Source organism: Kribbella sp. NPDC002412, from assembly GCF_053592935.1.
Genome location: NZ_JBSFBL010000027.1, coordinates 26917 through 39562, shown reverse-complemented (window position 1 = coordinate 39562; position 12646 = coordinate 26917). Strand labels below are relative to the sequence as shown.

At 70.1% G+C, this 12646-nt stretch carries 10 protein-coding genes and 2 pseudogenes; 9 read left to right on the top strand and 3 right to left on the bottom strand.

The window, feature by feature from the left end; genetic code table 11:
- Nucleotides 1-9: 9 nt before the first annotated feature.
- From ACWCOV_RS22080 to ACWCOV_RS22055, 6 genes are all read left to right on the top strand, one after another.
- Nucleotides 10-1641 (top strand): glycoside hydrolase family 13 protein, encoded by a 1632-nt coding sequence (locus ACWCOV_RS22080; RefSeq protein ID WP_449831167.1) that lies wholly within the window; start codon nt 10-12, stop codon nt 1639-1641.
- Between the two features lie 187 nt (nt 1642-1828).
- Nucleotides 1829-2971: a Nif3-like dinuclear metal center hexameric protein gene (locus ACWCOV_RS22075; protein WP_449831166.1), complete on the top strand. Its 1143-nt coding sequence runs from the start codon at nt 1829-1831 to the stop codon at nt 2969-2971.
- A 470-nt stretch (nt 2972-3441) separates the two neighbouring features.
- Nucleotides 3442-4308, top strand: coding sequence for a hypothetical protein (locus ACWCOV_RS22070; protein WP_449831165.1), 867 nt, complete (start codon nt 3442-3444; stop codon nt 4306-4308).
- A 109-nt stretch (nt 4309-4417) separates the two neighbouring features.
- The gene (locus tag ACWCOV_RS22065) at nt 4418-5131 is read left to right on the top strand and encodes a zinc ribbon domain-containing protein (protein ID WP_449831164.1); all 714 of its coding nucleotides are present in this window, start codon (nt 4418-4420) and stop codon (nt 5129-5131) included.
- Nucleotides 5128-6252 (top strand): bifunctional RNase H/acid phosphatase, encoded by a 1125-nt coding sequence (locus tag ACWCOV_RS22060; RefSeq protein ID WP_449831163.1) that lies wholly within the window; start codon nt 5128-5130, stop codon nt 6250-6252. The genes ACWCOV_RS22065 and ACWCOV_RS22060 overlap by 4 nt, the downstream gene beginning before the upstream one ends.
- A 36-nt stretch (nt 6253-6288) precedes the next feature.
- On the top strand, nt 6289-7725 hold the full coding sequence (locus tag ACWCOV_RS22055) for an RNB domain-containing ribonuclease (RefSeq protein WP_449831162.1): 1437 nt from the start codon (nt 6289-6291) through the stop codon (nt 7723-7725).
- 10 nt (nt 7726-7735) lie between these two features.
- Here the strand turns inward: ACWCOV_RS22055 and ACWCOV_RS22050 are convergent, their stop codons facing one another.
- Entirely contained in the window at nt 7736-8302 is a 567-nt protein-coding gene (locus ACWCOV_RS22050) for a TetR/AcrR family transcriptional regulator (RefSeq protein ID WP_449831161.1), read from the bottom strand.
- Between the two features lie 52 nt (nt 8303-8354).
- Here ACWCOV_RS22050 and ACWCOV_RS22045 point away from each other — a divergent pair, with 52 nt between their 5' ends.
- Complete coding sequence (locus ACWCOV_RS22045; protein ID WP_449831160.1) at nt 8355-8840, top strand: GNAT family N-acetyltransferase; 486 nt, start codon at nt 8355-8357, stop codon at nt 8838-8840.
- Here ACWCOV_RS22045 and ACWCOV_RS22040 read toward each other — a convergent pair.
- Nucleotides 8837-9973 carry an alpha/beta hydrolase gene (locus tag ACWCOV_RS22040; protein WP_449831159.1) on the bottom strand — a complete coding sequence of 379 codons (1137 nt, stop codon included), beginning with the start codon at nt 9971-9973 and terminating at the stop codon, nt 8837-8839. The genes ACWCOV_RS22045 and ACWCOV_RS22040 overlap by 4 nt on opposite strands.
- Nucleotides 9974-10061: 88 nt before the next feature.
- On the opposite strand from ACWCOV_RS22040, the pseudogene ACWCOV_RS22035 reads away from it, so the two are divergent.
- Together ACWCOV_RS22035 and ACWCOV_RS22030 are read left to right on the top strand one after the other, a co-directional pair.
- Nucleotides 10062-10457, top strand: a pseudogene (locus tag ACWCOV_RS22035) (DUF899 family protein); the annotation flags it as partial.
- A 172-nt stretch (nt 10458-10629) separates the two neighbouring features.
- Nucleotides 10630-10806 (top strand): annotated as a pseudogene (locus tag ACWCOV_RS22030) (DUF899 family protein); the annotation flags it as partial.
- A 138-nt stretch (nt 10807-10944) separates the two neighbouring features.
- Here ACWCOV_RS22030 and ACWCOV_RS22025 read toward each other — a convergent pair.
- Nucleotides 10945-12555 carry a TROVE domain-containing protein gene (locus ACWCOV_RS22025; RefSeq protein WP_449831158.1) on the bottom strand — a complete coding sequence of 537 codons (1611 nt, stop codon included), beginning with the start codon at nt 12553-12555 and terminating at the stop codon, nt 10945-10947.
- Nucleotides 12556-12646: the final 91 nt, after the last annotated feature.

Genomic DNA, 12646 nt, shown 5'->3' with positions numbered 1-12646 from the left:
GAGGCTCTCTTGACCAGCACGCAGCCGCCGACCGACCGAGACTGGTGGCGCCAAGCCGTCGTCTACCAGATCTACCCGCGCAGCTTCGCCGACTCCAACGGCGACGGCGTGGGTGACCTGCAGGGCATCATCAGCCGCGTTCCGTACCTCACGTCCCTAGGTATCGACGCGGTCTGGCTGAGCCCGTTCTACCCGTCGGCCCTGGCCGACGGCGGGTACGACGTCGACGACTACCGCAACGTGGACCCGCGCCTCGGCACCCTCGAGGACTTCGATGTCCTCGTCTCGGCGCTGCACGACGCGGGTATCAAGCTGATCGTCGACATCGTCCCGAACCACACCTCCAACCGGCACGAGTGGTTCACCGAGGCGCTGGCCGCCGACAAGGGCGCGCCGGCCCGGGACCGGTACATCTTCCGGGAGGGCGAGGGCGACGAGCCGCCTTCGGACTGGGACTCGGTGTTCGGCGGTTCCGCCTGGGCGCAGGTCGAGGACGGGCAGTGGTACCTGCACCTGTTCGCGGCCGAGCAGCCGGACCTGAACTGGGAGCACCCGGAGGTCCGGGCCGACTTCCTGCAGACGCTGAGGTTCTGGTCGGACCGCGGGGTCGACGGATTCCGCGTCGACGTCGCGCACGCCCTGGTGAAGAACCTCAGCGAGCCGTTCCCGTCGAAGACCACGCTGCCCCGGCAGTCGGAGTCCAACGGGGCGCACCCGCTCTGGGACCAGGACGGCGTCCACGAGATCTACCGCGAGTGGCGCACGGTGCTGAACGAGTACGACCCGCCCCGGTCGGCCGTGGCCGAGGCGTTCGTGCCGGCCGCCCGCCGGGCCCGGTACGCGAGTGCCGATGGGCTCGGGCAGGCGTTCAACTTCGACCTGCTGCAGGCCGACTTCGAGTACGCGAAGTTCCGGCAGGTGATCGAGGACAACCTCGCGCTGGCCGAGCTGAACGGCTCGTCCTCGACCTGGGTGTTCTCCAACCACGACGTGGTCCGGCACGCGACTCGGTACGGGTTGCCGAAGGACCCGTCCGGCAGCTGGCAGGACGGCAAGGCGTGGCTGCTCAGCAACGGGACCGAGCCGACGATCGACGTCGAGCTCGGCCTGCGGCGGGCGCGGGCGGCGACGCTGCTGATGCTGGCGCTGCCGGGATCGGCGTACCTGTACCAGGGTGAGGAGCTGGGGTTGCAGGAGGTCGGCGAATTGCCGGCCGCGAACCTGCAGGACCCGGCGTACTTCCGGTCGAAGGGCGCCGAGAAGGGCCGTGACGGTTGCCGGGTGCCGATTCCGTGGACGGTCGGCGGACTGTCGTTCGGCTTCGGCTCGGGTGGTTCGCACCTGGTCCAGCCGAAGTGGTTCGGCGGCTACTCGGTCGAGGCGCAGGAGGGCGACCCGGAGTCGACGCTCAGCCTCTACCGGAAGGCTCTCGCCGTACGGCGTGGGCTGCAGACGGGCAACTCGCTGACCTGGGTCGAAGGCGGCGACGACGTCCTGCACTTCGTCCGTCCCGGCGGCTGGCAGTCCATCACCAACTTCGGCGCCGCTCCGATCGAGCTGCCCGAGGCTGCGGTGGTGCTGTCCAGCGGCCCGCTCGAGGGCGAGAAGCTGCCGAGCGCCACCACCGCCTGGCTGATTTAGACACGTCCCGGTCATCCCCGGTCGTCCCCCTGGCGGCTGTGGCTTGGCCGGGACGGACCGCCGGAACGGATCGTGGTGAAGGCGGCGGGGCGGTCGCCGCACTGCGCCGGCACCGGCGGGTGTGGTTGTGACGGGGGCACCGGACGGTTGCCCCCGTCACAATCCCTGCGGGTGAAAAGATAGGCCCGTGACTCCGAGGCTTGCTGACGTGATCGCCGTACTCGACCGGCTCTACAACCCGGCCTGGGCCGAGAGCTGGGATGCGGTCGGGCTGGTGACCGGGGACCCGGACCAGCCGGTACGGCGGATCCTGTTCGCCGTCGACCCGATGCGTCCGGTCGTGGACGAGGCGATCGCCGGTGACTTCGACCTGCTCGTCACGCACCACCCGCTGCTGCTGCGTGGGGTGAACAGCGTCGCCGCGACGACGCCCAAGGGTCGCGTCGTCCACGACCTGATCAAGAGCAATACCGCCCTGCACGTCTGCCACACCAACGCCGACAACGCGAACCCCGGCGTCAGCGACGCGCTCGCCGCGGCCCTCGGTCTGCAGGACACCCGCCCGCTCAAGGCGATGCCCGCGGACCCGACGGACAAGCTCGTCGTGTTCGTCCCGGTCGAGGAGACGCAGGGCATGCTCGACGCGCTGGCGAAGGCGGGCGCGGGCCGGATCGGGGACTACGACCGCGCCGCCTGGAGCGGGACCGGCGAGGGCACCTTCCGGCCGCTCGAAGGCGCCAACCCGACGATCGGGCAGGTCGGCGACATCGAGGTGGTCGCGGAGAACCGGCTGGAGATGCTCGTCCCACGCCGGAACCGCCGTGCCGTGGTGGAAGCGCTGAAGGCGGCCCATTCCTACGAGGAGCCTGCCTTCGACATCTACGAACTGGCCGCGCTGCCGAGTGAGCGTGGCGGCGGACGGGTCGGCGTGCTCCGCGCGCCGATGCCGCTGCGGGACTTCGCCCGGCTGGTCGCGGACAACCTGCCGCGGACGGAGCACGGCGTACGGGTGTCTGGCGACCCCGACCGGATCATCGAGACCGTCGCGGTGGTCGGGGGAGCGGGCGACTCGGAGTTCGACCGGGTTCGCGCGGCCCGGGTGGACGCCTACGTCACCGCGGACCTCCGGCACCACCCGGCGACCGAGGCCCGGGCGTACGACGTGGGGCCTGCGCTGGTCGACGTCGCGCACTGGGCGAGCGAGTGGCCGTGGCTGCGGGACGCGGACCGGCTGCTGCGCGAGCAGTTGGAGGGTGACGTCGAGACGCACATCTCCACCATCTGCACCGACGCCTGGACGCTCCGCGTCGGCCAGGACGCATCGAGCTGAGCCATCTCGTCCCTAGGCTGAGCCGGTGCTCTCCCGGCTCGGCCTGCTGTCGCTTCTGCTTATCGCACTGACCGGTTGTGCCGGGCTCGGTGACCCGGATCGCTCCGCCAGTCCGGCGCAGCTGCCGTCTCCGCAGCCGAAAGCGGTACATCCGCCCGCGGCCAAGCCGGTCGATCGCGACCAGGCCCGGGTGCTGGCCGCGCTCGCGCAGGTCGACGCCTGTGCGCTGCTGAACCCGGCCAAGGCTCCCGGATTTGCAGTCGGCGACACGATTCGCCGTACGGATCCCCACGAGTGCCGGATCGAGCACGGCAGCGCGTGGGTTCGGGCCGAGCTCGGCCTCGGCGATCCGTTCCGGTTCGACAGCGAACTGCGCACGCTGGCCGGAGCCAAGGCCTACGTGAGAGGCGACAAGGACGCCTGCCAGGTGACCTTGCCGGTGTCCTTCGAGAACCACCGGCCGCTTCGAGGTGGGCAGCTACCCGACGCTCACCGTGGACGGCTGCACCGACTGGGTCAACGGGCGGAGGGGCACCGAGGTCAGCCTCGGCTACGGGCCGGACCTGGTGCCCTCGAACTTCTCCAGGACCGTTCGGCTCGGTGGTCGGACGGCCGGTCTCACGTACGGCGAGGGGCAGTGCTGGCTGACCTGGAACCAAGGACCGTCCGCGCAGCCGGATCCGCGCGAGCAGTGGGTGCAGATCGTGCTGCGGTCGCCGAACTGCGGGACCAGCAAGCGGCTCGCGGTGAAGCTGATCGGGATCCTCGAAGGTCCGGTCCCGGCCGGCGCCAAGCCGCAGGCACCGCTGCTGATGAAGCCCAGCGACCACGACTCGAAGCAGCCGGGTGCGTGTGTCGATCTGGAGGTCACCAAGCAGTTCCCGGTCTGCGAGCCGTACGTTCCGGTGCCGCCGCCGAAGGGTGCGGTCGAGGTGTACCGGCAGGGGAGCCAGGACGGCAACGTCGTGTGCTCGATCAGCCAAGGCGCCGTACGGCGTGTGCTCGGCACCGGGTTCCGTCCGGTCGTCGAGGGCTCGGCCTGTGTGTTCGTCGAGCCGAGTCATGCGCTCGAGGTCAGGGTCGGGGTGAGCGATCGGAGGGTGGGGATGGGCGTGGCGCCGCGCAAGGTCGAGCTGGCCGGCCGGCAGGCGGTTGTCTCGACGCTGCGGTCGGATGAGGACAGCAAGCTGGTCTACCTGCGGGCCGACGACATGACTGGTGTGGTGCTGTCCGTCCACTTCACCTTCGAACGACCGCGCGGCGGCGGCGACCTGGACACCATCCGCGAGTCCCAGCTCGAGCCGCTGGCCCAGCAAATCCTCGAACAGTCCTTCTGACCACCACCCCGGCTTGTGGCGCCAAGGCAGTAGCGTGGAGACTCTCACAACTGAAAGCTGTTGATCGAAGGAGCCGACCCTGAACGCCGAGCCCGCTGTCCAACGCCGGTTGCTGGACCTGCAGGACCTCGACCTGCAGCTGGATCAGGTCGCCCACAAACGCAAGTCGCTGCCGGAGCACCAGGCCCTGGCCGACCTGGTCGCGGAGAAGTCGGTGGTCGACCGCGACCTCGTCACCGCCGACACCGAGGTCAGCGACCTGCAGCGCGAGCAGAAGAAGGCCGACAGCGACGTCGAGCAGGTGCGGCAGCGCAAGGCCCGCAACCAGCAGCGCCTCGACTCCGGCCAGGTCACCTCGCCGCGGGACCTGGAGAACCTGCAGCACGAGATCGGCTCGCTGGACCGGCGGATCTCCGACCTCGAGGACGCCGAGCTCGAGGTGATGGAGAAGCTGGAGGCCGCCGAGGCGGTGCAGGCCGACCTGCGCACCCGGGCCGAGGCGTTCGCCGGCCGGCAGGCCGAGCTGGAGACCACCCGGGACGCCGCGCTCAAGGAGCTCGACGAGCAGCGCGCCCAGCTCGGCGACAAGAGGGCCACGGTCGCCGCCGAGCTCCCGGACCCGCTCGTCGCGCAGTACCAGCGGCTTCGCGAGCACAACGGCGGCATCGGCGCCGCGCCGCTGGTCGGCAAGCGCTGCATGGGCTGCCGGATGGAGCTGGCGCCGTCCGACCTGAACCGCATCAAGGCTGCCGCGCCGGACGCCGTACTGCGCTGTGAAGAGTGCGGCCGGATCCTGGTCCGGACGTCGGAGAGCGCCGTATGAGCGTCGACCACGTCATCGTGGAGGCGGACGGCGGATCACGCGGCAATCCCGGACCAGCGGCGTACGGCGCTCTGGTGCGCGATCCCGCGACCGGCGAGGTGATCGCGCAGGTCGGGAAGACGCTCGGGATCGCGACCAACAACGTCGCCGAGTACTCCGGCCTGGTCGCCGGGCTGGAGCTGGCCGCGGAGTACGCGCCGAACGCCTCGATCGAGGTGCGGATGGACTCCAAGCTGGTGATCGAGCAGATGGCCGGCCGCTGGAAGATCAAGCACCCGGACCTGCAGCCGCTCGCGATCAAGGCGCAGGGGCTGGCCCCGTTCGGCACCGAGTGGACCTGGGTCCCGCGCGCGCAGAACGCGGCCGCGGACGCGCTCGCGAACATGGCGCTGGACGGCGTGCCGATCCCGCTGACCCCCGAGGCGACCGCTGCCGGGCCGGCCGTGGCCAGAGAGCCCTCGGACCTGCAGAAGGCGTTGCAGGGCTGGGGTGCGCAGGCCGAGCCGCCGACGCAGCTGATCTTCCTGCGGCACGGCGAGACCCCGCACAGCGTGGAGAAGAAGTTCTCCGGATCCGGCGGCGACAACCCCGGGCTGAGCGACACCGGCCGGGCCCAGGCACATGCAGCCGCGGAGTACCTGTCGCGGATCGGCGGCGTGGACGCGCTCGTGACGTCGCCGATGCTGCGGACGCGGCAGACGGCGGAGATCGTCGGCGCAGGTCTCGGACTCGAGCCGATCGTCGACGAGGGCTGGGTCGAGGTCTCGTTCGGCGACTGGGACGGGCACACGTTCGCCGAGATCCAGCAGAAGTGGCCGGACGCGCTGAACGCCTGGCTGGACTCGACCGCGGTCGCGCCGCCCGGCGGTGAGTCGTTCGACGTGTGCGCGCGGCGGGCCCGGTCGGCGCGGGACGGGCTGCTGGCCAGGTACCCGGGCAAGACGGTGGTCGTGGTCACCCACGTGACGCCGATCAAGCTGATGGTCCGGTCGGTGCTGCAGGCCCCGATGGCGTCGCTGTTCCGGATGGAGTTGCGTCCGGCAACAGTGACCGAGATCCACTGGTACGCCGACGGCCTCGCGTCACTGCGCTCCTTCAACGTGCAACCCTCGCTAGTCTGAGGTCCAACGCACAGCTGAGTAGGACGGAGAGCGCCCGTGCCGTTGCAGAGGGTTCACTTTGCCGAGGACGTGCCCGAGGTGTTCCGGGCGTCGCTACGGGACATCCGGCGCGAGCTCGACGTACCGGCCGAGTTCCCGCCTGAGGTGGTGGCGGCGGCGCTCGAAGCGGTGAAGAACCCCCGGCTGCCGGAGCTGGACCGGACCGACATCGAGTTCGTCACGATCGACCCGCCGGACTCGATGGACCTCGACCAGGCGCTGCACATCGAGCGGAACGGCGACGGCTACACGGTCTACTACGCGATCGCCGACGTCGCCGCGTTCGTCCAGCCCGGCGACCCGATCGACGTCGAGGCGCGTCGTCGTGGCGAGACCCTCTACGCGCCGGACAAGCGCACCCCGCTGCACCCGCCGGAGCTGTCCGAGGGCGCGGCCTCGCTGCTCGCCGACCAGGTCCGTCCTGCGCTGCTGTGGACGATCCAGGTCGACGCGTCCGGTGAGGGCACCGGCGTCACCTGCGAGCGCGCGCTGGTGAAGTCGCGCGCCAAGCTGAACTACGCCGGCGTCCAGAAGGACCTCGACGCAGGGACGGCGCGGGAGTCGCTGCAACTGCTCCGCGAGGTCGGCCAACTGCGTGAACGGCTCGAACTCGAGCGCGGTGGCGTCAACCTGCCGATCCCGGACCAGGAGGTCGTGACCTCCAACCACGGCTGGGGACTGGAGTTCCGCGCGCCGCTCCCGGTCGAAGGCTGGAACGCGCAGATCTCGCTGCTCACCGGCATCTCGGCGGCGGACCTGATGCTCGGCGGCAAGATCGGCATCCTGCGCACGCTGCCGGAGTCGCACGAGGACCTGCGCCGCAAGCTCGGGAACACCGCCAAGGCGCTCGGCATCTCCTGGCCGGACGGGACGTCGTACGCCGAGTTCATCCACGGCCTGGATCCGAAGGTGCCGGCGCACGCGGCGATGCTGGCCGCCTGCACGGTGCTGTTCCGCGGCGCCGGGTACACCGCGTTCGCGGGTTCGACGCCGGATCGGCCGGAGCACGCGGCGATGAAGGCCGAGTACGCGCACGTCACCGCGCCGCTGCGTCGGCTGGTCGACCGCTGGACCGGCGAGATCTGCGTCGCGCTGTCCGCGGGGACCGACGTCCCCGAGTGGGCGCGCGAGTCGCTGGACGAGATCCCGAAGATCATGGACGACGCCGATCGCCGGGCGAACGCGTACGAGCGGTCGATCGTCAGCATGGTCGAGGCCGGGCTGGTGGCCGAGCAGGTCGGGTCCGTGTTCGACGGCGTGATCACCGAGGTCGACCAGCGCGAGAACACGCGCGGCATCGTCGTACTGTCCAAGCTCGCGATCGAGGGACGGGTCACCGGCGCGGCGCCGCTGCCGCTCGGTCAGGCGGTTCGGGTCAAGCTCGTCGAGGCCGACATCGCCAAGCGGTCGGTCTCCTTCGAGCTGGCTTCCTAGGAGTCCTCGACTAGCTGCTCAGGTAGTCCTCGACCGCCTTGGTCGTCCGCTCGAGGTCGCCGGTCGCGAGCAGGTCGAGCAGGGCGCCGCGGAGCATCGCCAGTACGGCGGTACGGCGCGCCTCGGCGTCGGGGGTGCCGGGATCGGGCTGACTCGCCTTGAGCAGCTCGAGCCAGTCCTCGACGGTCGAGCGGCCGTAGTCCGCCCAGGGTCCCTTCGGCGCGACCAGCGATCGCCCGTACGCCTCGACCCAGAACTTCATCAACGGCCGCCGTTCGGGCGCGGCCAGCCAGGTCCACAGCTCCCGGGCGACCGCGGTCAGCCCGGGTGGTTCGTCGTACCGCTCGTCGATCTGCCGGAGCAGCTCGAGCTCGTCGACGCGGGCACGGGCGAGCAGAGCGCGGATCAGGCCGTCCTTGCTGTCGAACAGGAACAGCAGCACCCGCGGGCTGGAGCCGATCGCGGTCGCGAGCGGGCGCAGCGACAGGTCGGCCAGGCCGTGGCTGAGCGAGTACGCGTAGGCGCGCTCGAGCAGTTCCTGCTGGCGCGCGGACGGGGCTGGCTTCGTGGTCGGCACCCCGCTAGTATCTCTTACTGAAACAGTCGTGTCAGTGGATTGGGTAGGGTTGATGCCGAAGCTGATCAGGAAACTGGGGGAGCCGGGCGATCTCGGCTGGGTGGTGCAGTCACACGCCGAGATCTACGCGGCGGAGTACGGCTGGGGGTTCGCCTACGAGGCGTTGATCACGCAGATCGTCTCGGCGTACGCGACCGAGCACGACGATGCGCGCGAGGCCGCGTGGATCGCGGAGGTGGACGGGAAGCGGGCCGGGAGCATCTTCTGCGTGCGCGGTCCGGACGAGGCCACGGCGCAGCTTCGGCTGCTGCTGGTGACGCCGGACGCTCGCGGGCTCCGCCTCGGTGTCGAGCTGGTCGACACCTGCTTGGCCTTCGCCCGCGAGGCCGGCTACAAGCGGATGGTGCTGTGGACGAACGATCCGCTGGTCGCTGCGCGGCACATCTACCTGTCGCGGGGCTTCCGGCTGACCGGCTCCGACCCGCACAACATGTGGGGTACTGAGCTGATCGCGCAGACGTACGAGATCGATCTCTAGCTGCTGCAGGCCGGGGCGCCTGGTGCGGGGACGTTGTAGATGGCGTGGGCGAGGAAGGTGCTGACGTAGCCGTTCTGCACGCGGAGCGCGTGGCGTGGTCCGGCGCTGCCGAGCGGCAGGTACTTCCGCAGCGGCAGCGCGAGGTAGTACGCGCCGTAGTCGGTGAAGTTGTAGTGCCGCGTCCCCGGGACCGTTGCGCACCACGACGTACCGGTGCTTGCCTTGAGCAACGACAAGGCGCGGTCGCGGCCGTCGTCGCCCCGGGCGTCCGGCCCGCAGACGCCGGTGATGCAGGAGTCGTCGGCGCCGAGCAGCAGGATCGGCGCGTGCACGCCCTTGCTGACGGCCTCGCCGTACGGGCTGCCGTCCAGGTCGACCGCGGCCGCGCACCGCTCGGTGGTCCGGCAGGCCTCGAGCGCGGCCGCGCCGCCGAACGAGTGGCCGACGTACGCCGTGCCGACGCTCGGCTCGGCGCTGTTCGGAACTTGCTTCGCGACCATCGAGCCGGCGAACCGGGCGTCGGCGGCCCAGGTGTTGACGAGGAGGTCGCCCTGCTCGTCCAGATCCTTCGGCTGAGCGTCCTCCTTCGCCTCGACCTTCTGGCCGCCGAGCACGGTGAGGTCGGCGCTGTACGTCGGCGTCACGCCGGCCACCAGGTAGCCGTGACTCGCGATGTCCTCGGCGAGGCTGGCGTACATCGGCGCCGACAGGCCGAGGCCCGGCATGAGTACGACGACCGGGAACCGGCCGGGCGCGACGGCAACCCGGTCGAACGCCGGGTCCTGGAGGGTGTCGAACGGTCCCTGGAACACCGACGCCGGCGCTTTGAGGTGCAGGTCGCTCCACAGGCCGGGCGCGTACTGCACCTTGCGGCCGGTGACGCCCTTCGCGACCGGGTGCCAGAGCCACACCGAGAGCTTCCGCTGCCCGTCGCCGTACGGATCCTTCCGGGTCGTGTCGGTCCACTCGAACGTCCGCCGGCCGACCTGGTAGTTCCCAGTCGGCTCGGGCAGCGCCACCGGTTCAGCCCGCTTGACCGCTATCCAGCCGACGTACCCACTCCCGGCGAGCAGGGCGAACAGCACAGCGATCACAATCGCCGTGCGGACCCGTCGAACCCCTCTACGCGCCATACCCCAAGCCTGCCACCGCCCCGGCGTCGAATCCGGCAGCACAGCTCCGACGTCCCCGATATCAGTGCTGATCGATCGAGGAGCTGGGATGGATCTTCCGGATGTCGTGGCGCGGGACGAGTGGCTGGTCGCGCGGAAAGCGTTGCTCGCGGAGGAGAAGGAGTTCACCAGGCGACGGGACGAGCTGAACACGCGGCGGCGGGAGTTGCCGATGGTGGTTGTTGACAAGCCGTACGTGTTCACCGGGCCGGACGGTGAGGTCGGCCTGGCGGATCTCTTCGAGGGGCGGCTGCAGCTGGTCGTGTACCACTTCATGTTCCAGCCGGAGTGGGACGCCGGGTGCCCGAACTGCACCGGGCTCGCGGACGAGATCGGGTCGCTGGAGATCCTGAACCAATTGAGTACGACGTTCGCCGCGGTGTCGCGGGCGCCGTACGAGAAGCTGGCGCGGTACGAGGCCGAGCGGGGGTGGACGTTCCCGTGGTACTCGTCGTACGGGAGTGACTTCAACTACGACTTCCACGTGACGCTGGACGAGTCGGTGGGCGCCGTTCGAGTACAACTACCGCACCAAGGCCGAGTGGGACGCGCTCCCGAACAACGAGCACGTCCAGTCCGATCCGCCCTTCGACCTCCATGGCCTCAGCTGCTTCCTTCGCACCGCCGGGACCGTCCACCACACCTACTCCACCTACGGCCGAGGCACCGACGCCCTCACTTTCACCACCACAGCCCTGGACCTGACGGCTCTAGGCCGCCAAGAACCCTGGGAACAACCACCCAACCGAACCCCCATTCACCAACCATCAACCCACGAAGACCACTGCCACTAACCCATAGGCACCCCCGCACATGGGTGTTGTGCGTGCATGGGCACGTGGGGTGTGTGGGGTGCTGCCGGGGAGTGCGCCGGGCGTGTGGTTCGGAGTTGGGTGCGGCCTGCGCGGTGAGGCGCCGCGCAGGCCGCGGGGTTATCGGCCTTGGGTGAAGTTGGTGATCAGGCCTGGGACTGCGGAGTCGAAGCCGGAGATGTCCAGCATGCCGGGGTCGGTGGGGTCGGCGATGGTGCTGCCGGTGGCCGTCATGGCGACGACGATCAGGCGGGCGTCGATCCCCATCGTCCGGCGGTACTCCTGGAGCGCCTGGTGCGGGTGGATGTCGCCGTACCAAGTCTCGCTGTCGGTGTAAATGACGAATGCGTCGACCGCGATCTTCCGGCGCAGCGCGTACTGCATCGGCAGGGAGCAGTCCGTGCCGCCGAAGGGTAGGTTGGAGACCGAGCGGATGGCGTCGTCCAATCGCTGGCGCGGGCTGATCGTGAGGGGGATCAGCTCGGACTGCCGGTAGTCGCCCTTGCTGGTGAAGCCGACGATCTCGTACGACGACTCGGTGGCCGCCGTGACCAGCGCCAGCGCGGCCGTCGCCTCCCGGCAACTGATCGGCAGGCCCGACACGGACGCCACCATCGATCCCGACACGTCCAGCGCCAGCATCAGCCGCTTCCCGGTCGGTTCGACCGCGTCGTATGACGCGTAGAACGCCGCGTCGAGCGCGTCCACGATCGGCTGCGACGGCGTCCACGACTGATCGCCTCGCGCGCCGCGCCCGGACGCGTAGGTGCGCTGAGCAACGAGCACGTTGATCGGGTGCACACGCGCCTTCTTCAGCCGCACGGCGTCGGAAAGCTGCGCGGCCACGGTCGGAGCCCACGAACCGATCGGCTCCAGCAGTCCCAGCCGGGTGAGGCGTGGGAGCTGCCGCAGCAGCGCGGTCTGCGGAAGACCGTTCGCTAGCAGCACGTCCCAGACCTTCGGCTCGTTGAGGAACCGGTCCGGGATCATCTCCCACGACAGACCGCAGTTGAGCGCGATGACGTCGGCCACCTCGGTGACGTCCGTCGCCGCCTGGATGCGCTCGAACGCGGCGAGCAGAGGCAGCCCGGACAGCTCCGCCGGCCGACCGTGGATCCAGTCGAACAGCTCCCGCCGTGCTGGCTCGCTTGTCTTCGGGTGCGACAGCCGCAGCAGGTCCGCATGCGACCAGCCGTCCCGCTGGCGGTACTTCAGCACCTGATACGCGACGGATTCGACGTCGCGGTCCGGGTCGACGTACCAGTTGCCGATCGCCCGCCGCGTCCCGCGACCCCAGCCGCCGAACTGCTGCAGGTAGCCCGCGAACAGGAACAGGTGCGTCCCAGTGCGTGCGACCAGCGGTACGGCGGCCAGGGCGGCCCGGCGCCCCTCGTCGTCACCGAGCTTCGCGGCTGCGGCGAGGGCGAACAGCGCAGGGTTCTGCTTCGGCGCGCGGCCGGCCAAAGAGATGTCCAGTACGGCGGCCACGACGTCGGTGGCACGCATCGTCGCCAGCTCGACGACCAGTCCGGCCGTCTCCCGGGTCAGCTCGCGCTCGGAGGCGTAGTACGTTCCTCCGGTGGTGCCGAGCGTGAGGAACCGGTGCAGCCGGGCAAGATCGTCCAGCACGAACGCGTAGCCGCCGGCGCGGTTCTTCCGCTGCCGTGGGTCGGCCTGCTCGTGCTGAGGCGTCTGCCGGGTGCTGATCAGAGCCAGCGGGTCGTTGGACATTCCCTTCTCCTGTCGTCTGGGCAAACAAAAGACAGGCCTGGGCGGACGTGGTGTGCCGACCGGCGTTTAGCTGCTCTAGCCGCCTGAGCTA